This window comes from Halomonas sp. McH1-25, from assembly GCF_022348165.1.
Lineage (GTDB): Bacteria > Pseudomonadota > Gammaproteobacteria > Pseudomonadales > Halomonadaceae > Modicisalibacter.
Map to the genome: position 1 here is coordinate 875,386 of NZ_JAKRFI010000001.1, position 22,516 is coordinate 897,901.

Sequence of the window (22,516 nt, forward strand, 5' to 3'; positions counted from 1 at the left end):
GAGGCGCTTTCGGAGCCGGCATCGCTTGGTCGCGGGCGGTGTCGATTCCTTATTCCAACCCTGAGAGGTTACATCATGTCCGATTACAAACTAACAGCCAACGTTCGCCACGACCTGGGGAAAGGTGCGAGCCGCCGCCTGCGTCGTGCGAACCAGCAGGTCGCCGCCATCATTTACGGCGGCGAGAAGGCGCCCCAGCCGATCACCATCGACAAGGCCGCCTTCTACAAGGCCATCGAAGACGAAGCGTTTTTCTCTTCGTTGATCAACATCGATGTCGAAGGCAGCACCGAACAGGTCATCATCCGTGATCTGCAGCGTCACCCCTACAAGGCGCTGGTGACCCATGCCGACTTCATGCGTGTCGATGCCACCCATGAGATGACCCTGAACGTACCGCTTCACGTCATCGGTGAGGAAAACAACCAGAGCGTCAAGGACAAGTCCGGGGTTCTGCACGTTCTGGTTAACGAAGTCCAGATCAGCTGCCTGCCGAAGGATCTTCCGGAATATCTGGAAGTCGACGCCAGCGGCCTCGAAGTGGGCGACACGCTGCACCTGACCGACCTCAAGCTCCCGGCTGGTGTCACCCTGGTCGAGCTGACCCATGGCGAAGGCCATGATACCGGCGTCGTCAGCCTGACACGTCCGACCGTCACGACAGGTGACGAAGAAGGCGAGAGCAGTGAAAGCGGTGAGGAAGGAGAAGGCAACGCCGAGTAATCGGCTGGCTTCTTCAAGGCTAACCACAGCAGGGCGTCCGCATGAGCCAAGTGAAAGCGATCATCGGCCTGGGCAACCCCGGGGCCGATTACGAAGACACCCGGCATAACGCGGGCGCCTGGCTGGTGGAAGCCATTGCGCGCGACAGCCTCGCATCGCTGCGTGTGGAGAAGAAATTCCTGGGGCTCTACGCCAAGGTCAATTTCGCCGGTCATGAGCTGCATCTGCTCAACCCGACCACCTTCATGAATCGCAGCGGTGGGGCTGTCGCCGCTCTTTGCCAATTCTTCAAGTTGTCACCGGATGAATTGCTCGTCGCCCATGACGAGCTGGATATCGCTCCGGGCACGGCTCGCTACAAGCAAGGCGGCGGTCACGGTGGCCATAACGGCCTGCGCGATACCATACGCGCCTTGGGCAACGACAACGCCTTTCATCGTCTACGCATCGGTATCGGCCATCCCGGCGATGCCAAACTGGTGACCAACTACGTCCTTGCTCGCCCCGGCAAGACGGAACGTAAGGCCATCGATGCCGTGATCGATGAGTGCCTTTTCACGCTACCCGATGCCCTGACAGGGGATTGGGCCAAGGCAATGAATCGCCTGCATAGCTTCAAGCCTTAGGCTGGCATCCCCTCTCACTCTGCAGAATAACGGTATCTCGTCCCTGCAAGCGTACAGATCGATACGCTTTTCCCGTAAAATGCCCACCATTCTCCAGGTTCTGTTTGAATAATCGCCAAGCGATGGCAATTTTCAGACAGGTTCCAATCCAGCATCTGCTTTTCAGGACCATATCATGGGTTTCAATTGCGGCATCGTCGGTTTGCCCAACGTCGGCAAGTCCACACTTTTCAATGCACTGACCAAGTCCGGTATCGACGCCGAGAATTTTCCGTTCTGCACCATCGAGCCCAATACCGGCATCGTGCCGATGCCCGACCCACGTCTCGACAAGCTGGCCGAGATCGTCAAACCTGAAAAGGTAGTGCCCACGACCATGGAATTCGTGGATATCGCCGGGCTGGTGGAAGGCGCCTCGAAGGGCGAAGGGCTGGGCAACCAATTCCTCGCCAATATTCGCGAGACCGATGCCATCGCTCATGTGGTGCGCTGTTTCGATAACGACAACGTCATTCATGTTGCCAATCAGGTCGATCCGCGCGCCGATATCGAGATCATCAACATGGAACTGGCCCTGGCCGATTTGGATACGGTGGAACGTGCCATCCAGCGTCTTGCCCGTGTGGTCAAGGGCGGCGACAAGGACGCCATCGCTACCAAGGCGATTCTGGATCGTATCCAGCCGCACCTGGCCGAAGGTCTGCCCCTGCGCAGCTTCGGCCTCAGCGACGACGAGAAGCGCCAGGTCAAGAGCTACGGGTTCCTGACTCTCAAACCGACCATGTACATCGCCAATGTCAACGAGGACGGCTTCGAGGACAACCCCTACCTGGACACCGTACGCGAGATCGCTGCCGAGGAGGACGCGGTGGTGGTGCCGGTTTGCAACCAGTTGGAGGCCGAAATTGCCGAGCTCGACGACGAGGAACGCAGCATGTTCCTCGATGAGATGGGCATGGAAGAACCCGGTCTCGATCGCGTGATTCGTGCAGGCTATGCCCTGCTCGGCCTGCAGACCTACTTCACGGCAGGGGTCAAGGAAGTCCGCGCCTGGACGGTCAAGGTCGGTGCCACCGCCCCGGAAGCTGCCGGCGTGATCCATACCGACTTCCAGAAGGGCTTCATTCGCGCCGAAGTGGTCGGCTATGACGACTTCGTCTCCCTGGGCGGCGAACAGGCCGCCAAGGATGCCGGCAAGTGGCGTCTGGAAGGCAAGGATTATGTGGTGAAGGATGGCGACGTGGTCCACTTCCGCTTCAATGTCTGAGGCGAGAAAGGCGACGTAAAGGTTGACGTATCAGCCGGTTACACGTAATATTCGCACCCGTTGGACGGCTACGTAGCTCAGCTGGTTAGAGCACATCACTCATAATGATGGGGTCCCCTGTTCGAATCAGGGCGTAGCCACCACCACGAATTCGAGAAAGCCCGTCAGTCCCATAGGAACTGACGGGCTTTTTGTTTGTGTCTGATCGTTTTGAAGACGGCCCAAGACAGATTGTCAGTTCAGGCCTCTTTCCCCATGAGTCTGGGCTCACGCTCCAGCGCTACGCCAAAGCGTTCCTCGACGCTAACCGCTACACGCTCCGCCAGGGCCAGCAACTCCAAGGCACTACCGCCGCCATGATGCACCAGCACCAATGCCTGCCGATCGTGCACCCCCACATGGCCGTCGCGCACGCCTTTAAGGCCGCACTGATCGATCAGCCAACCTGCAGCCAGCTTGACCTGTCCTCCGGCCAGCGGAAAGTGCGGCATCTGCGGATAATGCGCTAGCAGACGTTGCACCTTGTCGGCATCCACTACAGGGTTCTTGAAGAAACTGCCGGCATTGCCTACCTGTCGAGGATCCGGCAGCTTTTCGCGACGAATGGCACTCACCGCGTCGACCACCGTCAGTGCATCCGGACAGGCCTTCGGAATACGCGAGGCCAGATCGCCATAATCGAGCTGTGGCCTCGGCTGGCGACTGAGACGCAGTACGAGCCGGGTGATGACGACGCGATTTTCCAGTTCGTGCTTGAAGATGCTGTCGCGGTAGCCGAAGGCACATTCGTCCCGATGTAGTCGACACGCCCTCCCCTCGCTGTCAAGAAAGTGCACTTCCTCGAGAACGTCGGCAAGCTCTACGCCATAGGCGCCTATGTTCTGGATGGGAGCGGCCCCTGCATGACCGGGAATCAGGGCTAGGTTCTCGGTGCCCCACAGCCCTCGTTCGGCCAGGGCAACGACCAGGCGAGGCCAGTCCATGCCTGCCCCGACATGCGCTCGGACTTGGTCATGCCCAACCTCCTCCAGGCGAAAGTCACTGAACGTCGGCTGCAGCACCAACCCTGGCAATACGGGGCGAAGCACCAGATTGCTGCCGCCACCCAGCACGGTCAGGGGCCAGTCGTACTCGGCGGCTTGGCGCAGGGCATGACGAACCTCCGTGAGACTATCGCTGGCCAGGAAGCGTTCGGCCCGGCATGGCAGACCCAACGTGTTGGCCTGCTGCAGATCGACATCGCGACGCATCATTGGCGGGGCAGCCGCTGACGAAGCTCCTCGATCAGACCTTCACTGGCCGCCTCGATCAGGTCGAGCACCTCTTCGAACCCCTGCTCTCCCCCATAGTAGGGATCGGGCACGGCGCGATCGTGCTCGCCGGCAAATTCAAGAAACAGCCCGATATGCGCCTGACAGTCCTTCGGACACGCCTGGCGGATCGCGTCCAGATTGTCATGATCCATGGCCAGAATGTAATCGAAGGTCTGGTAATCGCTGGGCGCAAGCTGGCGGGCACGCAGTGCAGAAATGTCGAAGCCGCGCCGGCTGGCCGCATCGAGCGCCCGCGGATCGGGCCCCTTGCCGACATGCCAATCACCGACGCCGCAGGAATCGACCTCGACGCAATCGGCCAGCCCATGTTTGGCAAGGTGCGCTCGGAACACTCCTTCGGCGGAGGGCGAGCGACAGATATTGCCAAGGCAGACGAACAGGACGCGCATCAATCGTTCCCTCCCGTTGCAGAATGATCGATAAGCCGGCGCACCCTGGCGAGATCCTCAGGCGTATCCACGCCCGGCGGGTGCGGCTCGGCACTCAGGGCGACCTGGATGCGGTGCCCCTGGTGCAGGGCACGCAACTGCTCCAGTTGCTCGAGCTGCTCCAGCGGGCTGGGTAACCAGCCGACATACTCCGCCAGGAAGCCGGCACGATAAGCATAGAGCCCGACATGACGCAGCCAGGCATCGGTATCGAGCAGTTCCGGTCGCGCCCTGAAGGCTTCGCGATCCCAAGGGATGGGGGCGCGGGAAAAGTACAATGCGCGCCCATGAACGTCACGTACGACCTTGACCACGTTGGGATTGAACAGCGTATCGACATCGCCGATTGGCTCGGCCAGTGTCGCAATCGAGGCGTGTGGATCTGCCTCCAATCGCCTGGCTACTTGATCGATCAAGGTGGCCGGCAACAACGGCTCGTCGCCCTGGACGTTGATGACGATGGTATCGTCGTCCAGGGCCAGGTGACGGGCCACCTCGGCCAGCCGATCGGTACCGGACGGATGGTCCGCCCGGGTCAGGATGGCTTCGCCGCCGAATGCCTCGACGGCCTCGACGATACGCGCATCATCGGTTGCCACGACGATACGCGAAGCCCCGCTTTCCTGCGCCCGTTGCCAGACATGCGCCACCATCGGCCGGCCGCCAATGTCGAGCAACGGCTTGCCGGGCAAACGGCTGGAGCCGTAACGCGCAGGAATGACGACGACGAATCCGCTCATGACAACGGGTTTCCCAACCCCGGCTCGCCCGGCGAGCGCCCCGGTGAACTCTTCAGCTTCTCGTCGGCGTCCATGGTCCGGGCCTCCTCCTCGAGCATTACGGGAATATCGTCGCGAATGGGATAGGCGAGGCCGTCGAAGTGGCATTTGAGCTCGCCGCGTTCACGGTCGTACTTGAGCTTGCCCTGACACAGCGGGCAAACCAGCATGGCCAACAATTCCTTATCCATCGTGTACCTCACGTTGCGCGGATCTAAGCGCCTCGAGCCGCTGGCCAAGCCAGTCGATGAAGGCCGGCTCGGGACGGGCTTCGACATCCAACGCCCAGCATCGCTCGTTGGCGAATGGGCGACATTTCACGGCGTCCTTGGCCGTCATGACGACAGGACGGTTATCGGTAAAGCGTAAATCGCTGGCGGAAAAGCGATGATGGTCCGGTAACGGATGGGCATCGAATTCCACCTTCAGCGCCGACAACGTGGCGAAGAAGCGCGACGGATGGCCGATTCCGGCCAGCGCATGGACACGGCCGGAAAAAGGCAGTCTTTCGGCCGGATAGCAAGCCCCGTCGGTAAGATGGCGCCAGTGCGACGGCTGCAGATGCATGCGGTAGCCATCGACAGGCAGCGCACCGGAGGCCTCCCCATTGACGATCACGGCATCGACGCTGGTGAGTCTCGTGGTCGGTTCGCGCAGCGGCCCGGCCGGGAGGCAGCGCCCATTGCCGAAGCCACGCTGACCGTCGACCACCACCAGCTCGATGTCCCGCCCCAGCGCCAGATGCTGTAAACCGTCATCCGAAATCAGGACGTCGCAGCCGGCATCGATCAGGCGTCTCGCCCCGCGCGGCCGATCGGGATCGACAACCACGGGCAGCCCCGTCTGCTGCGCCAGCATGAGCGGCTCGTCACCGGCATGTGCCACCTCGGCATCGTCATTGACATAGAAAGGATAGCCTGGCGCTTGCCCACCGTAGCCGCGCGAGACGATGCCCGGGCGCCAGCCGCACTCACGCAGCCAACGCCCTAGCCAAGCCACCAATGGCGACTTGCCGGTTCCTCCCAGGGTGATGTTGCCGACCACGATGACCGGAACGGGCGCCTGCCAGACTGGCTTGCGACCGTCGCGGTAAGCCGCATCGCGACGCGCGACTGCGCCACGGTAAAGATGCTCGAGGGGGCGCAGTGCATGAAGCCAAGCGGCATCGCGATACCAGGCATCTATCCAGCGGCTCACGCGGTAGCCTCCTGAAACTGAAGCTGATACAGCGCGGCATAGGCGCCCTCGCGTTCGAGCAATGAGGCATGAGTGCCACTTTCCACGATGTGTCCCTGTTCCATGACCAGGATCCGGTCGGCACGTTCGATGGTCGACAGTCGATGGGCAATCACGAAAGTCGTGCGCCCGCGACAGACTTCTTCGAGCGCTTTCTGAATATAGCGTTCGGACTCGGTATCCAGCGCCGAGGTGGCTTCATCGAGCACCAGAATCGGCGCATCTTTGAAGATGGCTCTGGCAATTGCCAGGCGCTGGCGCTGGCCGCCCGAAAGCATGACGCCATTGTCACCGATAACGGTATCGAAGCCGTTGGGCAGGCGCTCGATGAACTCGCTGGCGTAGGCCGAGCGTGCTGCCGCCTCGATGCGTTCACGGCTGGCTCCCGGCACGCCATAGGCGATGTTGTCGGCAATCGTGGCATTGAATAGCGTCACTTGCTGAGAGACCAGCGCGATCTGTTGACGCAGCGGCGACAGTCGATACTCGTCGATATCGACGCCATCGATGGATACGCGTCCCGCCGTTGGATGATAAAAGCGCGGCAATAGCCCCACGAGGGTCGACTTACCACTGCCGGAGCGTCCCACGATGGCGATCATCTCGCCCGGTTCGACGTTGAGGTCGATTCCCTTGAGCACCTCGGGCTGGTCGTCTCCATAAGAAAAGCGCACACCTTCGAAAGCTACGCGTCCCTTCAGCCCGTCGGGCACGCGCGTACCTTCGTCCTTTTCGCAAGGCACCTCGAGCAGGCCGAACAACTCCTGCGAGGCGGCCAGGCCTTTCTGGATTTCGCCGTTGATCTCGGTCAGTTGCTTGACTGGCTTGGCCATCATCGATGCCGCCGTAATGAAGGCCACGAATTCGCCAGCGGTCATGTTGGCCATCAGTTCCGGCGCCATGGCCAGCCACACCAGGCCGGCCAACGCCACGGCAATCAGCAATTGGATGATCGGTGTACTGGTGGCCTTGGTCAGCGCCTCTTTCATGCTCTGTTCGCGGTTGTAATTGCTGGCCTTGGCAAAGCGGCGCTTCTCGTACTCCTCGGCGCCGTGGGTGCGCACCACGCGATACCCCGTCAAGGCTTCCGAAGCGACATGAGTCACATCGCCCATCGACGTCTGGATGCGTCGCGACAGCTTGCGAAAGCGCTTGCTGGCGACACTCACCACCCAGCCGATCAGTGGCGTCACGGTCAGGAAAACCAGCGTCAACAGCCAGTTGGTCCACAGCAGATAACTAAGCAGTCCAATGACGAACAGCCCCTCGCGCAGCAGGATGGTAATCGCCTTGGTCGCCGCCCCCGTCACCTGCTCGACATGATAGGTGACCCGGGAAATCAGGTGTCCGCTGGAGTGCGAGTCGAAGAACTTGCCCGACAAATGCAGCATGTGATTGAACACTTCACAACGCAGGTCGTGCACCACGTTGCGCGCCACGTTGCTCATGCAATAGGTCCCCAGGAAGGTACCCACGCCACGCGCGGCGAACATGCCGATCACGAACAGCGGCAGGAACAGACGAAAGTCGGCATCGGGATTCTGGATGCCATTGATCAGGCGTTTCATCATCTCGGCCAATGCCGTACTCGAGGCCGCATAGATGGCATAACCTACGATCGCCGCAATAAACCATTTCCAGTACGGCTTCACATAGCCAAGCAGGCGACGATAGAGAGTCCAGCTGGTTGCTTGGGTCACGGCGACTCCACTCGGTCATGAATTTGTGCGCCCTGCCGGGTGGCGATACGTATGCGCTGGATGCCCAGCAAGGCCGCCTGGTCGAGGGCGGCCACTACATCGGCATGGGTCGCGGTCGCATCGGCCTCGATCACCAGACCACGCTCACGGGCCGTCTCGACGCGATTGGCCAACGCCTCATGCAGCGCCTCGACCGATGCCAGGGATTGCTCGCCCATGCGATAGCCCCCCGTGGCACTCACCGACAGCGTGACCGGCCCTTCCTCGACCGGCGCGCCGGACTGACTCACAGGCAGGGTCAGCTCCAGCGCCTGTCGCGTTTCGAACGTGGTCGATACCATGAAGAAGATCAACAGCAGAAACACCACATCGATGAGCGGCGTCAGGTTGACTTCGACCGGATCGCGACGCGGCCGAGCGAACTTCATGTCCGCGTCTCCCACGCCGCGCGCCCCTGGACATCGCGGCGTTCGGCCAGGGTCAACTCACCGTGATGGTGCGCCAGATATTCGACCACCTGTCCCGCCTGTTCCTCCATACGCACCGTCAGCTCCTCCACCCGGCGCTGGAAGTAGCGATGGAACATCAACGCCGGAATCGCCACGCTCAGGCCAGCGGCAGTGGTTACCAGCGCCTGGGAGATACCACCGGCGAGATCGGCGGTCCGCTCGACACCATTGGCGGCTACGATGACGGCGAAGACCTGGATCATGCCCACGACGGTTCCCAGCAGGCCGATCAGTGGCGTGATCGAAGCGATGGTGCCCAAGGGATTGAGGTAACGCTCCATATCGTGGATCACCGCCGTTGCGGCTTCCTGTAGACGCGAGCGGACCTGCTCATGCCCCAACCGGACGTTGCGCAACCCAGCTGCCAGGATCGAGCCCAGTGGGGAATGATTTTCCAGCCAGTTGAGATTGACCTGCCCCTTGTGGATCAGCTCGCACACCTGCTCGCCCAGCCCCGGCGGCGCAATGCGCGATACGCGCAGACTCCACAAGCGTTCGATGATGATGGCCGTGGCCACCAATGAGCAGCCCAGGATAGGCAGCATCAACAGCCCGCCAGCCACCAAAGCGTCGAGCACGCCCATTCGTCATGTCTCCCGATCAGTCGGTCCGGCCTGCATCACAGCGTCAGCCATCGATGAGAGGCCTTCAAGGTGGCGATTCTATCGCATGGCAGGCACGACCGACACCGCTGCCCAGGTCGGAAAGCGTGCGTTGCGGTACCACTTCGATGCCATGCGACCCGCCAAGCGTGAACGTCAGCGCCCCGTCATAGGCCGTGTTCCACATACAACTGCCGGCACGGCGAAAGCGCCTGACGACCTCGTCATGGGGATGGCCGTGCGGGTTGCCGCGCCCTGCACTGAATAGCACCGTCGCTGGCCGGGTGGCCGACACCCAGGCAGGCGACGAGCTGGTGCGACTGCCATGATGCCCGGCGACGAGGACATCCACCTCGCTACCCAGGCGGGCGAGCAGGGCCGCCTCGACCTCGGCACCAGCATCCCCCGTGATCATTAGCCGCTGCTCTCCGGCACTCACCAGCAGCACGCAGGAGCGGTCGTTATCCGCTAGCGTCGCCGGGTTGGTACGCGGCCAGAGAAAGCGAAATTCGACACCATCCCACTGCCAGCGCTGACCGGCACGACACGGCGTGACCGGTACCTTCAGCGATTCGACCCCCGGCGACCACCAGCGAGCCACAACGTGGTCTTGGCGCAGGGCAGCGATACCGCCGGCATGATCCATGTCGGCATGGCTGACGATGACGCCATCGAAGCGCTGCCCGGCCGGCCAGAGCGTGGTCAGCGGCATGAAGCCGGAACCGAAGCGTGGTCCGGTGTCGTAGAGCAGGCGATGGTGGGCGGTCTGCAATTCGATCAACTGGCCCTGGCCGACGTCGTACAAGCGTACGTTGAGTGTTCCCTCGGGCAGACTGGGAGGCACCAGGACTACTCCCAGCAAGGCCAGCAGGGCGCTACCTACCCAACGCGGCGCTACGCTTAGCCCCGGCAAAGCCCAAAGCAGCGTCAGGGAAGCCAACACCAGCGCCAGGGGCAGCGTCTGCCAGGCCGCTGGCTGCCATAACGGCGCCACGTCTACCGCAACCGACAGCATTGTATGGACGCCCTGCGCCAGCCAACCGAACAGCGTCCAGCAGATTTCCGCCAATGGAGGCCACCATGCCAACAGCCAACCTGTCAGCCCCAGCGGCACCATGACACTACCCACCAATGGTACCGCAACGAGATTGATCAGCGGCGCCACCGGCGCCAGGCGATCGAATGCAACCAGCACGGCAGCCGCCATCAGCGGCGCCAACAGGCACTGGGTACGCAGCAGCGCCCATAGCCAGCCGCCCGCGCCGCGCGGCCTCGACCGCCCCTGCCAAGCCAGTATCAACAATCCCACGGCGATAAAGGACAGCCACAGACCCGGTCGCCACAACGCAAGCGGGTCGACCAACAACACGATCGCCAGAGCCAGCCACCATCCCTGCCAAGGTCCAGGCGCATGCCGGCCACTGGCTACCCACAATCCGACCAGCGTCATGATCATGGCACGCATGGCCGGCGGTTCGAGACCGGCCAGCCAGGCGTAACCCGCCGCCGCCCCGGCGGCACTCCACCAGGGCCAGGTGGCCATGCGCCAGCGGCGGGGCATGGTCAGTCGCGCTAAACCTCGCGCCAGGAACAACACGAAAGTGGCCGCCAAGCCAACATGCAGGCCGGAAATCACCATCAGATGGGTCGTCCCGCTGGCATTGAGCAGCGTCCAGTCGCTATCCTCGAGTCGCTCACCGGCGCCCAGCGTCAGCGCTGCCAACCACCGGCGAGCCACGCCTTCCTGCGTATGCGCCTCGAGAAATTCGAGTGCCCGTTCGCGCAGGCCCGGACTGGCATCGACCAGGCGCTGCGGCGGCGGCGCGTTACGAACGTAACCGGTGGCATCGATGCCTTCGCGCCACAGCCAGGCGCCATAATCGAAGGTATCCGGATTGGCGAACCCGGCCGGTGGGCGCATACGCAGCGTCAGTGACCAGCGTTCGCCCACTGCCAGAGACGGTGCGTCATACCAACTGACCCTGACATGCCTCAACCGCTCGCAGGGAAGGCGTCCGGCCTCCAGCGGCCGACAGGACGCGACGGCAACACGCACGCGCACAAAGCGCCCCTCGTCGCTCAGCGACAGGATACGCCCTGTCACGGCCAGATCCGCACTTGCCAGCCCAGCGGGCAGCGCGGCACCACGCGCCATCAATACCTGGCCAGCGCAGAAGGCCGCGACAACGATCAATGCCACGGCAAGATAGCGCGAAGCCGCCAGGCAAATCAGTAGCGCTATCGCCACTGCGCCGAAGGCGCCGGCCAGCGTCCAGGCGCCCAGACAAGCACCGAGCAGTGCCGCAACGGCCAGCGGCGCGGCCACCCCCATAGGCCTCCTTCCTTGTCGCATGACAGGCCGGCCGTGGCACGATGGCGGCCATGTGTGGATAATGATGCGGATTCGAACCAGCGAGCCACGCCATGCCGCGCCGTCTTATCCAGCGCTACATGCCTCACCCGGACACTTTGAAGCGCACCCGCTCGCTGCGCTTCATCAGCCATATCGTTGGCGATGCTTCGCTGTGGGTGCTCACCCGTCGCTCGGTGGGCAACGCCTTCATGGTCGGCCTGTTCTGTGCCCTGCTGCCGATTCCCTTCCAGATGCTATTGGCGGCTTTCGGCGCCTGGTTGCTGCGTTGCAACCTGCCACTGTCGGTCGGCCTCGTCTGGCTGACCAATCCACTGACGATGCCGCCGATCTTCTACTGCAACTACCGGATCGGCGCCTGGCTGCTCGACACCCCGGCGAGTCATGTGCCGGATCGGATCAGCACCCAGTGGATCGCCGAGCGCATGATGGAAGCCTTACCGGCCTTATTGCTCGGCTCGTTGGTTTCCGCCGTCGTTCTCGGCCTGGCCGGCAATGCACTGATCCGCCTGATCTGGCGCTGGAATGTTTCGCGCAGCTGGCGCCGCCGGGCACGTTGTCGTCGCCAGGCCCGCAAGCAACCGCCACCTCCTTCCGACACCGACCCGGTCAGCGAACCGCCTGCCCCGGCGGCCGACACCGACCGCCCGGAGCCGTGAGGAACCCGCTCAGGAGGCGGCCAGCTTGCCTCCATCGAGCCTGAGTACCCGATCCTGATGTCGTGCCAGTGACATATCGTGGGTCACGATCACGAACGCGCAGGCGCTCGATGTCGATAGCTCGTCCATCAGCCCGAGAATATTGGCCGCTGTCGTTTGGTCGAGGTTACCGGTCGGCTCGTCCATCAGCATGAGGCTCGGATCGGTAATCAACGCCCGGGCAATCGCCACCCGTTGCCGCTCGCCACCTGACAGCTCGCCGGGCTTATGATGGCCACGCGGAGCCATTCCCACCCGCTCGAGAATCTCCATGGCCCGTCGCTCGGCCTCGCGGCGCTTCTGACCGCGTACGATCAACGGCAGCGCGGCGTTCTCGCAGGCCGTGAACTCGGCCAGCAAATGGTGGAACTGATACACGAAGCCAATATGGCGATTGCGGAAGTCGCCCAGCGCCGTATCGCCCAGTGCCGATAGCGTCTGGCCGGCGATGTTCACCGTGCCTGAGGTAGGCCGGTCGAGCCCTCCCAACAGGTTGAGCAGCGTGGTCTTGCCCGAGCCGGAGCTACCGACGATGGCGACGCGCTCTCCTGCACCGACCTCGAGATCGAGGTCGTCCAGCACGGTGACGTCCTGCGGCCCCTCGCGATAGATACGCGTCAGGGCCCGGCACTCGAGCATCGTTTGTCTGGTCTGTTCGGTCATGTCGGGCCCTTACTCGTAACGCAGTACTTCGGCCGGCTGGATACGCGCTGCGCGCCAGGCCGGGTACAGGGTGGATAGGAAACTCAGCGCAAAGGCGGCGGCCACGATGACGCCGACATCGCCAAGGTTGAGCCGCGACGGTAGATAGCTGATGAAATAGACATTGGGATCCAGGAACTGGATACCGGTAGCGACTTCGAACCAGGCAATGATGTCCGAAACCGTCAGGGCAAGCACGATACCCAGAATGACACCGATGACGATACCGATGATGCCGATGGTCAGCCCCTGCACGATGAAGATACCCATGATCGATCGGGGGCGAGCGCCGATGGTGCGCAGGATGGCGATATCGGCGTGCTTGTCGGTGACCACCATGACCAGGGTCGAGACGATATTGAACGCCGCCACGGCCACGATCACCATCAGCAGCAGGCCGATCATGCGCTTCTCCATCTGGATCGCCTGGAACAGGTTGCCATGGGTATAGGTCCAGTCTATGCCCCGATAGCCGCGCCCAAGGTCGTTGACGATTTCGCGGGTAATCCGGTTGGCCAGGAACAGGTCATCGAGCTCCAGGCGCAGGCCGCCCACCGCATCGCCCATGCGCGCCAGCGTCTGCATGTCTTCGATACTGGCGTAGGCGAGGCTGGCATCGATGTCTGCGCCGACCTTGAAGACTCCACTCACGTTGAAGCGTTTGAGGCGCGGGAAGACGCCGGCCGGCGTAATGGAGGCCTCGGGTACCAGCAGCGTGACCTTGTCGCCGACGCCGACGCCGAGGTTGCGCGCCAGCAGTTCGCCCATCACGATGTTCCATGAGCCGGGTTCGAGGGAGTCGAGACTGCCCTGCTGCATATGGTCCTCGATGATCGACACACGCCGCTCATACTCCGGCACGATACCGTAGACCAGGCCGCCTTCGTTTCGGCCACTCACCGAGAACATACCCTGCTGTTGTACATAAGGCGCTGCACCCACGACATGCTCGCGCTGCATCAGGCGCTCGGCCAGCGGTTTCCAGTCGGTCATGCCGGCGGGCTGTTCGATGCGCGTATGCGGCACCATACCCAGCACCCGCGAGCGCAGCTCATGGTCGAACCCGTTCATTACCGACAGCACCAGGATGAGCACGGCCACACCCAGAGTGAGCCCCAGCATCGAGGTCAGTGAAATGAAGGAGATGAAGTGATTACGTCGTTTGGCGCGCACGTAGCGCAGCCCGATCAGAAAGGGTAGGCGATCCAGCATCAATTCGGTTCCTTATCGGCAAGCGGCCATGGTACGGTTTTTCGCGTTCTGGCGCATCGCCGGGTGACGATTCAAAAGGACTTGCATGTTACGCGCCGGTCACTACAATGCCGCGGCCCACTGCAATGCTAACGGTCCAGCGCCCCCATGCAGCGGTACGGTATACGACTGGCTTTATGGAGACCGCCATGTCACAGCGTCTGTTCCCCGAATGGCACTCCCAGGATGCCATCCAGCTCACCTGGCCGACCCGCGAAAGCGATTGGGCCTCTCAGCTCGAACGCATCGAAGCCACGCTCGAAGCCATGGTGGTCGCCATTACCCGCTATCAGGACGTGCTGATCACGGTACCTGACCAGTCGACCCATGCACGCTTGAAGACCACCTTTGCCAACCTCGGTGTACCCGCTGCCCGGGTACGGGTGGTCGAAGCGCCGGCAGATGACACCTGGGCCCGCGATCATGGTCCCATCGGCGTGGAGCGCGACGGCGAAGTCGTATTGCTCGATTACACCTTTACCGGCTGGGGGGGAAAGTTTCCGGCGCAACGCGACAATGCCCTGACTCGCCGACTCGAGACCATCGGCGTGTTCGCTGCCAAGGTGGAGTCGCGCGACATGGTACTGGAAGGCGGCGGCATCGAGACTGACGGCCAGGGAACGCTACTGACCACCGAGGCGTGTCTACTCAACGAAAACCGCAATCCATACCTAACCCGTACCGATGTCGAAGCCCGGCTGCGGGCGGATTTCGGCATAGCGAGGGTGTTATGGCTCGAGCATGGCCATCTCGAGGGGGACGATACCGACAGCCACATCGATACCTTGGCGCGGTTCTGCGACCCACAGACCATCGCTTACGTGCGCTGCGACGACCGAAACGACCCACACTTCCCCGCACTGGCCGCGATGGAAAAGGAACTTCTGGCGCTGCGACAGTCTAACGGGGCGCCCTATCGCCTGGTCGCCCTGCCTTGGCCGAAACCCTGTTTCGATCCCGAGGACGGCCATCGCCTGCCGGCGACTTATGCCAATTTCCTGATCATCAATGGCGCCGTGCTGGTTCCGACCTATGCCGATGCCGCCGATGCCGTAGCGCTCAGGACACTGGCCGCAGCCTTTCCCGACCGCGACATCGTTCCCATCGACTGTCGCAGTGTCATCCGTCAACATGGCAGCCTACACTGCCTGACGATGCAGTTACCGCGAGGCACCCTGGCGGCGTCCGGGGCCCCGCAAGACGACGAGGAGCGTTGAGATGAGCAAGACCCTCAAGGTTGGCCTGGTCCAGCAAGCCGCATGGCCGGACAAGCAGCGCAGCCTGGACGAGAGCGAAGCCGGCATTCGCGAGCTGGCCGAGCGGGGGGCGGAATTGGTGCTGCTGCAGGAACTGCATGCCACGCACTACTTCTGCCAGTGCGAGGATGCCGAGCTTTTCGACTTGGCCGAACCGCTCGATGGCCCCACCGCCACACGTCTGGCCGATCTGGCTCGCGAGCTCGACATCGTGCTGGTCGGCTCGATCTTCGAGCGTCGCGCGGCTGGCGTCTACCACAATACGGCGATCGTGCTCGATCGCGGTCGCGGCCGAGTCGGCCATTACCGCAAGATGCACATCCCCGACGACCCGGGCTTCTACGAGAAGTTCTACTTCACCCCGGGCGACGCCGATGCCGAGCAGGGCTTCGAGCCCATCGACACGTCCGTGGGCCGTCTCGGCGTGCTGGTCTGCTGGGATCAGTGGTACCCGGAAGCCGCACGTCTGATGGCGTTGGCTGGGGCCGAGATTCTGCTCTACCCGACCGCCATCGGCTGGCATCCACCCGATGACCTGCCCGAGAAAGGCCGCCAGAAGGATGCCTGGACCATCGTCCAGCGCGCCCACGGGGTGGCCAACGGCCTGCCGGTGATGGTGGCCAACCGCGTCGGTTTCGAGCCCGATCACAGCAAGGTGAGCGAAGGGATCAACTTTTGGGGTGGCAGTTTCATTTGCGGTCCGCAGGGAGAGTTTCTGGCACATGCAGGCGACGAGCCCGAGCGCCTGCTGGTCGAGCTCGACATGAGCCGCAGCGAACATGTGCGTCGCATGTGGCCCTACCTGCGTGATCGTCGCATCGATGCCTATGGCGACCTGACCAAGCGCTACCGCGACCGCTGAGAACCGGCTTCACAAGCATCCCGACAGGCCCGCCCATGCGGGCCTGTCGCGTTTGCCCCTCTCTGGCATGAAAGCCGCTGGCGTTTGGCGTAAAATGCGCCTCGCAATCGAACGACCGTTCCGGTCCGCCCTTTACGCGGGCGACCTACTGGAGACCCTGCATGACCCAAACCATCGTCGTGGCGGCGCTTTACAAGTTCGTGTCCCTGCCTGACTACGAATCCCTGCGCGAGCCGCTACTCGAAACGCTCAAGGCCCATGACATCAAGGGCACTCTGCTGTTGGCCGAGGAAGGCATCAATGGCACCGTGTCGGGAACCCGGGAAAGCATCGATGCCCTGCTGGCCTGGTTGAAAGCGGATGACCGCTTCGCGGAACTCGACCACAAGGAATCTTACAGCGACACCCATCCGTTCTACCGTACCAAGGTCAAGCTCAAGCGCGAGATCGTTACCATAGGTGTGCCCGATGTCGACCCCAACCAACGGGTAGGCACTTACGTCGAGCCGCAGGAGTGGAACGCTATCATCAGCGACCCCGAAGTCCTGGTGATCGACACGCGCAACGATTACGAAGTGGAGATCGGCACGTTCGAGGGTGCCGTGGATCCCAGGACCCGCTCCTTTCGCGAATTTCCCGAGTACGTCAGGAAGCACTACGACCCGACCCGTCACAAGAAGGTCGCCATGTTCTGCACCGGCGGAATACGTTGCGAAAAAGCCTCGAGCTATATGCTCAACGAAGGCTTCGAAGAGGTCTACCATCTCAAGGGCGGCATCCTCAACTATCTCGAAAAGGTGCCCGAGAACGAATCGCTTTGGCGGGGTGAATGTTTCGTGTTCGACAATCGCGTCACCGTTCGTCATGACCTTTCCGAGGGTGAGTTCGACCAGTGCCACGCCTGCCGCCGGCCGATTTCCGTGGAAGACCGCCAGTCCGAACACTACTCGCCGGGAGTGAGCTGTCCGCACTGCTGGGACTCGCTACCTGAAAAGACGCGTGCCAGCGCGCGCGAGCGCCAGCGCCAGATCGAGCTGGCGCGTGCACGCAACCAGCCGCATCCCATCGGGCATGACCCCCGTCAGGTCGCCCAGCTTGCGGAAGAACGTGACGAGTAAACTACATCGGTGCCCCGCGGGGCGCCGTGCCTGCAGGTTTCGATACCCGCTTGGCAGTTTTGTTTACTATGATAACGGTATAAAAATCAGAGAATACCGCTATGGATGTACAGTACCGCCTACTGGCCGAACTCGAAGCGGCCTTCGATCAGGTAATCCAGAGTATCGAGAACCTGCTGGCTCATTACGATGATGCAACGAGCTCCGCCTGGGCGTTGGACACACCACGCCCCGATGCAGCATGGCTACGCCGTGCCTTGCTCGACTTCTGGTATGAGGATGGACAGGATGGTCGTGCCACGCGCAGCTATGTCGGTCTGATTGCCGCCAACGACACGTTGCTTGAAGCCGTGAGCGAGACCAATGCCGCCAAGGATCGTTTTGCCGAGGTACTCGCGCAAATTCGCGAACAGGCTGCGGACCTGATTCCCGAAATCAAGGCCGTGCTTCCCTTTCGCCATCCGGCATTGCACGATCACCTGCGCGGCCAAGGCCTGGCGCGCCTGCACCTCAAGCAGTGTTGGCGACACCTACCGGTGGCGGATGCTCCCTTGGCGCGAGTCCGCCTGGCCTGGTACACCAGCGGCCGATCCATCAAGCGCCTGAGCGTACGCGAGGCCGAACGCAAGCTACTCGCACTGAACAGCGATGCCCCGCACATTCGCATCCAGCTGAGGCGCCTGGCCGGCATTCCCGATGGCGAGCCGTTGGCTCAGGTGCAACGCCAGGCGCCCGTGATGCGCGCCAATCTGTTCTTTCAGGAACCGCTGGCCGATGGCCGCGCCCGCCGGGCCATGAACCTGCCGTTACCGCTGTTTGTCCCGTCGGCAGACGGACGTCTACCCGACCACAACCAGCCGTTGCCCGCCCCGCCGGCAGGTCGAACCCGCGCCAAACGCAGCGACGAAAAGCTCGAAGACGAGGTCTTTCTGCCCAGTTTGCGGGTCTACCGTTACAAGTCTGCCTGAGAGGGCTTTCAGGATTAGCGGACATGGCGAGCCAGCGACCGATACGGCCCGGTGTTGCACCGGGCCGTCTGGCGTCAGTCAGAATAGCCGGTTAAGGCCATTTTGGGCGGCGACACGGTAAGCCTCCGCCATGGTCGGGTAGTTGAAGGTGGTATGGATGAAGTACTTCAGGCTATTGGCCTCGCCCTTCTGCTGCATGATCGCCTGACCGATGTGGACGATCTCGGAGGCCTGGTCGCCAAAGCAATGAATGCCAAGGATCTCCAGTGTATCGCGATGGAACAGGATCTTGAGCATACCCACGGTATCGCCGGTGATCTGCGCGCGAGCCGTATCCTTGAAGAAGGCCTGCGCTACCTCGTAAGGCACCCTGGCCTCGGTCAGCTCACGTTCGGTCTTGCCCACCGAGCTGATCTCTGGAATGGTGTAGATGCCGGTGGGTATGTCGTCGACGAAACGAAACTCCTCGTCGAGCAGATCGGCACTGGCATTACGCCCCTGATCGTAGGCGGCACTCGCCAGGCTGGGCCAGCCGATGACGTCGCCCACGGCATAGACATGCGGAATAACCGTACGATAGTGCTCATCGACTTGCAGTTGGCCGCGCCCGTTGGCTTCCAGGCCGATGTTTTCGAGACCCAGCTCATCGGTGTTACCGGTACGCCCGTTGGCCCAGAGAAAGGCATCGGCGCGTAGCTTCTTGCCGGATTTCAGATGCACGACGACACCGGCTTCGTCACCCTCGACCCGCTCGTACTCTTCGTTGTGACGGACCAGTACGCCATGTTGGCGTAGATGATAGGACAACGCATCGCTGATCTCGTCATCGAGGAACGAGAGTAGGCGATCACGGGTATCGATGAGGTCGACCTTGACGCCCAGGCCCGAGAAGATCGAGGCATACTCGGAGCCGATGACGCCGGCCCCGTAGATGATCAGGGTACGCGGCGTATGCGACAGGCCGAGGATGGTGTCGGAGCAGTAGATACGCGGATGGCGGAAGTTCACGTCGCCGGGCCGGTAAGGGCGCGAGCCGGTGGCAATCACGATCTTCTGGGCGCACAGCTCCTCGGCACCCTCGTGATTGTCCCGTACGACCACGGTATGTTCGTCCTTGAAGCGGGCCACCCCGAAGAACAGGTCGATGCGGTTGCGTGCGTAAAACGTCGTGCGCATCTCGACCTGCTGCTCGATGGTCACCCGGGAGCGTTCGAGAACCTTGGCAAACGAGAACCAGCGCGGCTCGCCGATATCGCGGAACATGCGGTTGGTGTTGAACTGCATGATCTGCTTGACCTGATGACGAAGCGCCTTGGACGGGATCGTTCCCCAATGGGTGCAGTTCCCGCCCACGGCCGGCTGCTTCTCGACGATCGCCACCCGCTTGCCGTGCTTGGCGGCGTTGATTGCCGCGCTTTCGCCAGCCGGCCCGGTACCAATGACTACCACATCGTAATTATGAACTGCCATTAGCGTCGTTGACTCCTCTCGCTGCGCTTGCGTTGTCTCGCCCCTCGGTTCAGCGTCGGGTAGCGTCGTATCCCAGATCCGCCCCGCGTCGCTCGTCATCTTCACGAATGCGTGCAGCGTTGCGCTTGCGGTTTTCCTCCTCGCAGACCTCGTCCTTGCCGCCACAGATGTCGCAGCCCTGCTTGAGGCCGAGCCGGTTGAGCCCGCCACATGAGCCTGCGATGGGCTTGCGCCCCAACAGAACGCCGATCGACATGGCCGTGACCATGAGCAGAATGAAGGCGAAAGCCAGAATCCAGATAGTCATGGGTTATCTCCCTCTTGCGCAGTGTCTTCGAGATATTTCTCGAAGGCCGGGCTCATGCGGATTTCGAACCCATCCCCACTTCTGACAATGAAATACACCGGAATGTTTTCACGCTCGGCCATGGCCAGGCCCTCCTGAGCGCCCATTACGGTAAAAGCCGTGGCCAGCGCATCGGCGGTCATGCAGCGTTCGGTAATTACCGTAACCGACGCGACCCGATTGGTGATCGGCTTGCCGGTGCGTGGATCGATGGTATGCGAATAACGCATGCCATCGCTTTCGAAATAGTTGCGATAATCTCCCGAGGTTGCCACGGCGGCATTGCCTAGATCGATGATCCGCTGAACGCTGCGCTCGCTGGACACCGGTTTTTCTACCGCAATGCGCCAGGGCGTACCGTCAGGCTTCTCGCCGTGCGTTCGGATCTCGCCACCGATTTCGACCAGGTAATCCTCGACGCCCCAAGTTTCCAGATAGTCAGCCACTCGATCGGTCGCATAGCCTTTGGCGATTCCCGACAGGTCGATATAGACCGGTTTGGCCTTGATAAGGCGCCCATCCTCGAGCTTCAAGGCATGAACGTCGACACGCGCCAACGCCTCAGCCAATACCGCGACATCCGGAATGCGTTCGGGTCTCCCCTCGGGACCGAAGCCCCACAGATTGACCGCTGGCCCGACGGTGACATCGAAGGCATCGTTCGACAGGCGTGCAATACGCAGCGACTCCCGGATCACCTCGGCAGTCGGCGGTGACAGGAAGAATGGAACGCCGACCGGATAGCGATTCAGACGAGAAAGCTCGGAACCCTCGCGATAGGTCGACATCAGCTCATCGACGCGCTCGAGCTCGGTCTGAATGCCGGTGTCGAGCTCGGCGTAGGTTTCCTCGCTCAAGTCCGCATAGAGCGTCACATGATAGCCGGTACCGAATACCGGCCCCTGGAACCGATGGGCCTGAGGCGAGGAGTCACAACCGACGAGCAGCACAAGGCAGGCTATCAACGACAAGGCCAGCCCTCTCGGAGCCGGCCCTGCCGCGTTACGCGATGACACCCTCATCATCCGCCAAAGTCGTCCAGCATGATGTTCTCGGGCTCGACCCCCAAGTCGGTCAACATCTTGATGACCGATGCGTTCATCATGGGCGGACCGCACATGTAGTATTCACAGTCCTCCGGTGCCGGATGATCCTTCAGGTACATCTCGTAGAGGACATTGTGAATGAAGCCGGTCGGCCCTTCCCAGTTGTCTTCCGGTTGCGGATCGGACAATGCCAAGTGCCATTCGAAGTTGTCGAACTCTTCGGCGAGTTGGTCGTACTCCTCATTATAGAACGTTTCCCGCCAAGAGCGTGCACCGTACCAGAACGACATCTTGCGCTTCGACTTGAGCCGCTTGAGCTGGTCGAAGATGTGGCTGCGCATCGGTGCCATGCCTGCACCGCCGCCGATGAATACCATCTCGGCATCGGTATCCTTGGCGAAAAATTCGCCGAACGGCCCCATGACGGTCACCTTGTCGCCCGGCTTGAGGGCGAACACATAGGTAGACATCAATCCAGGCGGATGATCGGTATTCGGCGGCGGCGTGGCGATACGGATGTTGAACTTGAGCAGCCCCTTCTCTTCCGGGTAGTTGGCCATCGAGTAGGCGCGAATGACTTCTTCGTCATTCTTATGGGAGATGTTGAACAACCCGAACTTCTCCCAGTCACCGCGATACTCCTCCTCGATATCGAAGTCGGAAAACTTGATGTCATAGGGTGGCGCCACCAGCTGAACGTAGCCCCCGGCACGGAAGGCGACTTCCTCGCCTTCGGGCAGCTTGAGGTTGAGTTCCTTGATGAAGGTGGCAACGTTAGGGTTTTGCGTCACCTCGCATTCCCACTTCTTGACACCGAAGACCTCCTCCGGCACCTCGATCTTCATGTCCTGCTTCACCGGCACCTGACAGGAAAGGCGCCAGCCTTCCTTCTTTTCGCGCATGGTGAAGTGGGACTCCTCGGTAGGCAGTATCGACCCGCCGCCTTCGCTGACGCGACACTTGCACTGCGCACAGGAGCCCCCGCCGCCACAGGCGGAGGACAGGAATATGCCGTTGGCGGCCAAGGTCTGAAGCAGCTTGCCCCCCGCCTGTGTGGTCATGGTGTTGTCGGGATCGTCGTTGATCTCGATGGTGACATCGCCGCTGCTGACGAGTCGGCTCCGCGCCGCCAGGATCACCCCAACCAGGCCAAGAATGACCACGGTGAACATGACAACGCCGAGCAAGATGATGGATGTATCGACCATGTCGGTTTTCCTATTC

23 protein-coding genes and 1 tRNA gene are annotated in these 22,516 nt (G+C 61.9%); 9 read left to right on the forward strand and 15 right to left on the reverse strand.

The genetic code is table 11. The features are described from left to right. The first annotated feature begins 75 nt into the window (after positions 1–75). The 4 genes from MHM84_RS04505 to MHM84_RS04520 all read left to right on the forward strand — a co-directional run bounded on the left by MHM84_RS04505 (position 76) and on the right by MHM84_RS04520 (position 2,759). Entirely contained in the window at positions 76–723 is a 648-nt protein-coding gene (locus tag MHM84_RS04505; protein ID WP_239262922.1) for a 50S ribosomal protein L25/general stress protein Ctc, read from the forward strand. Positions 724–764: 41 nt separating this feature from the next. Further along, entirely contained in the window at positions 765–1,349 is a 585-nt protein-coding gene (gene pth / locus MHM84_RS04510; protein ID WP_239262925.1) for an aminoacyl-tRNA hydrolase, read from the forward strand. A gap of 175 nt (positions 1,350–1,524) precedes the next feature. Next, complete coding sequence (gene ychF, locus MHM84_RS04515; protein ID WP_239262928.1) at positions 1,525–2,616, forward strand: redox-regulated ATPase YchF; 1,092 nt, start codon at positions 1,525–1,527, stop codon at positions 2,614–2,616. Positions 2,617–2,682: 66 nt separating this feature from the next. Beyond that, a tRNA-Met gene (locus tag MHM84_RS04520) sits at positions 2,683–2,759 on the forward strand. 96 nt (positions 2,760–2,855) lie between these two features. Here the strand turns inward: MHM84_RS04520 and murB are convergent. The 9 genes from murB to MHM84_RS04565 form a co-directional block, all read right to left on the reverse strand. Then, the gene (gene murB / locus MHM84_RS04525; protein ID WP_239262930.1) at positions 2,856–3,869 is read right to left on the reverse strand and encodes a UDP-N-acetylmuramate dehydrogenase; all 1,014 of its coding nucleotides are present in this window, start codon (positions 3,867–3,869) and stop codon (positions 2,856–2,858) included. Next, positions 3,866–4,339 (reverse strand): low molecular weight protein-tyrosine-phosphatase, encoded by a 474-nt coding sequence (locus MHM84_RS04530; RefSeq protein WP_239262932.1) that lies wholly within the window; start codon positions 4,337–4,339, stop codon positions 3,866–3,868. Before MHM84_RS04530 ends, murB begins: the two co-directional genes overlap by 4 nt. After that, positions 4,339–5,118: a 3-deoxy-manno-octulosonate cytidylyltransferase gene (kdsB, locus tag MHM84_RS04535; protein WP_239262934.1), complete on the reverse strand. Its 780-nt coding sequence runs from the start codon at positions 5,116–5,118 to the stop codon at positions 4,339–4,341. Before kdsB ends, MHM84_RS04530 begins: the two co-directional genes overlap by 1 nt. Then, on the reverse strand, positions 5,115–5,348 hold the full coding sequence (locus MHM84_RS04540; protein ID WP_239262936.1) for a Trm112 family protein: 234 nt from the start codon (positions 5,346–5,348) through the stop codon (positions 5,115–5,117). The genes kdsB and MHM84_RS04540 overlap by 4 nt, the downstream gene beginning before the upstream one ends. Next, positions 5,341–6,354, reverse strand: a complete 1,014-nt coding sequence (gene lpxK / locus MHM84_RS04545) for a tetraacyldisaccharide 4'-kinase (protein ID WP_239262938.1) — start codon at positions 6,352–6,354, stop codon at positions 5,341–5,343. Before lpxK ends, MHM84_RS04540 begins: the two co-directional genes overlap by 8 nt. Further along, complete coding sequence (msbA, locus tag MHM84_RS04550; protein ID WP_239262940.1) at positions 6,351–8,093, reverse strand: lipid A export permease/ATP-binding protein MsbA; 1,743 nt, start codon at positions 8,091–8,093, stop codon at positions 6,351–6,353. Before msbA ends, lpxK begins: the two co-directional genes overlap by 4 nt. Then, entirely contained in the window at positions 8,090–8,521 is a 432-nt protein-coding gene (locus tag MHM84_RS04555; RefSeq protein ID WP_239262942.1) for a biopolymer transporter ExbD, read from the reverse strand. The genes msbA and MHM84_RS04555 overlap by 4 nt, the downstream gene beginning before the upstream one ends. Further along, positions 8,518–9,186, reverse strand: a complete 669-nt coding sequence (locus MHM84_RS04560; RefSeq protein ID WP_239262944.1) for a MotA/TolQ/ExbB proton channel family protein — start codon at positions 9,184–9,186, stop codon at positions 8,518–8,520. The genes MHM84_RS04555 and MHM84_RS04560 overlap by 4 nt, the downstream gene beginning before the upstream one ends. A 64-nt stretch (positions 9,187–9,250) precedes the next feature. Further along, a complete protein-coding gene (locus tag MHM84_RS04565; protein ID WP_239262947.1) occupies positions 9,251–11,536 on the reverse strand; it encodes a DNA internalization-related competence protein ComEC/Rec2 in 2,286 nt (761 codons plus the stop codon). Positions 11,537–11,628: 92 nt separating this feature from the next. Between MHM84_RS04565 and MHM84_RS04570 the strand changes: the two genes are divergently transcribed. Continuing rightward, positions 11,629–12,234 carry a DUF2062 domain-containing protein gene (locus tag MHM84_RS04570; protein ID WP_239262949.1) on the forward strand — a complete coding sequence of 202 codons (606 nt, stop codon included), beginning with the start codon at positions 11,629–11,631 and terminating at the stop codon, positions 12,232–12,234. A gap of 9 nt (positions 12,235–12,243) precedes the next feature. Here the strand turns inward: MHM84_RS04570 and MHM84_RS04575 are convergent, their stop codons facing one another. Both MHM84_RS04575 and MHM84_RS04580 read right to left on the reverse strand, forming a co-directional pair. Further along, positions 12,244–12,936 (reverse strand): ATP-binding cassette domain-containing protein, encoded by a 693-nt coding sequence (locus tag MHM84_RS04575; RefSeq protein ID WP_239262952.1) that lies wholly within the window; start codon positions 12,934–12,936, stop codon positions 12,244–12,246. Between the two features lie 9 nt (positions 12,937–12,945). After that, entirely contained in the window at positions 12,946–14,187 is a 1,242-nt protein-coding gene (locus MHM84_RS04580; protein ID WP_239262955.1) for a lipoprotein-releasing ABC transporter permease subunit, read from the reverse strand. Positions 14,188–14,375: 188 nt separating this feature from the next. Here MHM84_RS04580 and MHM84_RS04585 point away from each other — a divergent pair, with 188 nt between their 5' ends. From MHM84_RS04585 to MHM84_RS04600, 4 genes are all read left to right on the forward strand, one after another. Further along, positions 14,376–15,443 carry an agmatine deiminase family protein gene (locus MHM84_RS04585; RefSeq protein WP_239262957.1) on the forward strand — a complete coding sequence of 356 codons (1,068 nt, stop codon included), beginning with the start codon at positions 14,376–14,378 and terminating at the stop codon, positions 15,441–15,443. Position 15,444: 1 nt separating this feature from the next. Continuing rightward, a complete protein-coding gene (locus MHM84_RS04590) occupies positions 15,445–16,344 on the forward strand; it encodes a carbon-nitrogen hydrolase (protein ID WP_239262959.1) in 900 nt (299 codons plus the stop codon). 161 nt (positions 16,345–16,505) lie between these two features. Then, positions 16,506–17,462: a rhodanese-related sulfurtransferase gene (locus MHM84_RS04595; protein WP_239262961.1), complete on the forward strand. Its 957-nt coding sequence runs from the start codon at positions 16,506–16,508 to the stop codon at positions 17,460–17,462. A 101-nt stretch (positions 17,463–17,563) separates the two neighbouring features. Further along, positions 17,564–18,430, forward strand: a complete 867-nt coding sequence (locus MHM84_RS04600; RefSeq protein WP_239262963.1) for a DNA replication terminus site-binding protein — start codon at positions 17,564–17,566, stop codon at positions 18,428–18,430. A gap of 78 nt (positions 18,431–18,508) precedes the next feature. Here the strand turns inward: MHM84_RS04600 and sthA are convergent, their stop codons facing one another. From sthA to nqrF, 4 genes are read right to left on the reverse strand one after another with little or no spacing between them, the layout of a single operon-like run. Beyond that, a complete protein-coding gene (gene sthA, locus MHM84_RS04605) occupies positions 18,509–19,999 on the reverse strand; it encodes a Si-specific NAD(P)(+) transhydrogenase (RefSeq protein WP_275445654.1) in 1,491 nt (496 codons plus the stop codon). Beyond that, complete coding sequence (gene nqrM / locus MHM84_RS04610) at positions 19,950–20,207, reverse strand: (Na+)-NQR maturation NqrM (protein WP_239262967.1); 258 nt, start codon at positions 20,205–20,207, stop codon at positions 19,950–19,952. The genes sthA and nqrM overlap by 50 nt, the downstream gene beginning before the upstream one ends. Beyond that, complete coding sequence (locus MHM84_RS04615; RefSeq protein WP_239263839.1) at positions 20,204–21,268, reverse strand: FAD:protein FMN transferase; 1,065 nt, start codon at positions 21,266–21,268, stop codon at positions 20,204–20,206. Before MHM84_RS04615 ends, nqrM begins: the two co-directional genes overlap by 4 nt. After that, positions 21,268–22,500 carry an NADH:ubiquinone reductase (Na(+)-transporting) subunit F gene (nqrF, locus tag MHM84_RS04620; protein WP_239262969.1) on the reverse strand — a complete coding sequence of 411 codons (1,233 nt, stop codon included), beginning with the start codon at positions 22,498–22,500 and terminating at the stop codon, positions 21,268–21,270. Before nqrF ends, MHM84_RS04615 begins: the two co-directional genes overlap by 1 nt. Positions 22,501–22,516: the final 16 nt, after the last annotated feature.

What these genes read in the sequence shown, in the direction of transcription:
- MHM84_RS04505 (WP_239262922.1), top strand. Translation starts at nt 76, where the DNA reads ATGTCCGATTACAAACTAACAGCCAACGTTCGCCACGACCTGGGGAAA.
- pth (WP_239262925.1), top strand. Translation starts at nt 765, where the DNA reads ATGAGCCAAGTGAAAGCGATCATCGGCCTGGGCAACCCCGGGGCCGAT.
- ychF (WP_239262928.1), top strand. Translation starts at nt 1,525, where the DNA reads ATGGGTTTCAATTGCGGCATCGTCGGTTTGCCCAACGTCGGCAAGTCC.
- murB (WP_239262930.1), bottom strand. Translation starts at nt 3,869, where the DNA reads ATGATGCGTCGCGATGTCGATCTGCAGCAGGCCAACACGTTGGGTCTG.
- MHM84_RS04530 (WP_239262932.1), bottom strand. Translation starts at nt 4,339, where the DNA reads ATGCGCGTCCTGTTCGTCTGCCTTGGCAATATCTGTCGCTCGCCCTCC.
- kdsB (WP_239262934.1), bottom strand. Translation starts at nt 5,118, where the DNA reads ATGAGCGGATTCGTCGTCGTCATTCCTGCGCGTTACGGCTCCAGCCGT.
- MHM84_RS04540 (WP_239262936.1), bottom strand. Translation starts at nt 5,348, where the DNA reads ATGGATAAGGAATTGTTGGCCATGCTGGTTTGCCCGCTGTGTCAGGGC.
- MHM84_RS04555 (WP_239262942.1), bottom strand. Translation starts at nt 8,521, where the DNA reads ATGAAGTTCGCTCGGCCGCGTCGCGATCCGGTCGAAGTCAACCTGACG.
- MHM84_RS04560 (WP_239262944.1), bottom strand. Translation starts at nt 9,186, where the DNA reads ATGGGCGTGCTCGACGCTTTGGTGGCTGGCGGGCTGTTGATGCTGCCT.
- MHM84_RS04565 (WP_239262947.1), bottom strand. Translation starts at nt 11,536, where the DNA reads ATGGGGGTGGCCGCGCCGCTGGCCGTTGCGGCACTGCTCGGTGCTTGT.
- MHM84_RS04570 (WP_239262949.1), top strand. Translation starts at nt 11,629, where the DNA reads ATGCCGCGCCGTCTTATCCAGCGCTACATGCCTCACCCGGACACTTTG.
- MHM84_RS04575 (WP_239262952.1), bottom strand. Translation starts at nt 12,936, where the DNA reads ATGACCGAACAGACCAGACAAACGATGCTCGAGTGCCGGGCCCTGACG.
- MHM84_RS04580 (WP_239262955.1), bottom strand. Translation starts at nt 14,187, where the DNA reads ATGCTGGATCGCCTACCCTTTCTGATCGGGCTGCGCTACGTGCGCGCC.
- MHM84_RS04585 (WP_239262957.1), top strand. Translation starts at nt 14,376, where the DNA reads ATGTCACAGCGTCTGTTCCCCGAATGGCACTCCCAGGATGCCATCCAG.
- MHM84_RS04590 (WP_239262959.1), top strand. Translation starts at nt 15,445, where the DNA reads ATGAGCAAGACCCTCAAGGTTGGCCTGGTCCAGCAAGCCGCATGGCCG.
- MHM84_RS04595 (WP_239262961.1), top strand. Translation starts at nt 16,506, where the DNA reads ATGACCCAAACCATCGTCGTGGCGGCGCTTTACAAGTTCGTGTCCCTG.
- MHM84_RS04600 (WP_239262963.1), top strand. Translation starts at nt 17,564, where the DNA reads ATGGATGTACAGTACCGCCTACTGGCCGAACTCGAAGCGGCCTTCGAT.
- sthA (WP_275445654.1), bottom strand. Translation starts at nt 19,999, where the DNA reads ATGACGAGCGACGCGGGGCGGATCTGGGATACGACGCTACCCGACGCT.
- nqrM (WP_239262967.1), bottom strand. Translation starts at nt 20,207, where the DNA reads ATGACTATCTGGATTCTGGCTTTCGCCTTCATTCTGCTCATGGTCACG.
- MHM84_RS04615 (WP_239263839.1), bottom strand. Translation starts at nt 21,268, where the DNA reads ATGAGGGTGTCATCGCGTAACGCGGCAGGGCCGGCTCCGAGAGGGCTG.
- nqrF (WP_239262969.1), bottom strand. Translation starts at nt 22,500, where the DNA reads ATGGTCGATACATCCATCATCTTGCTCGGCGTTGTCATGTTCACCGTG.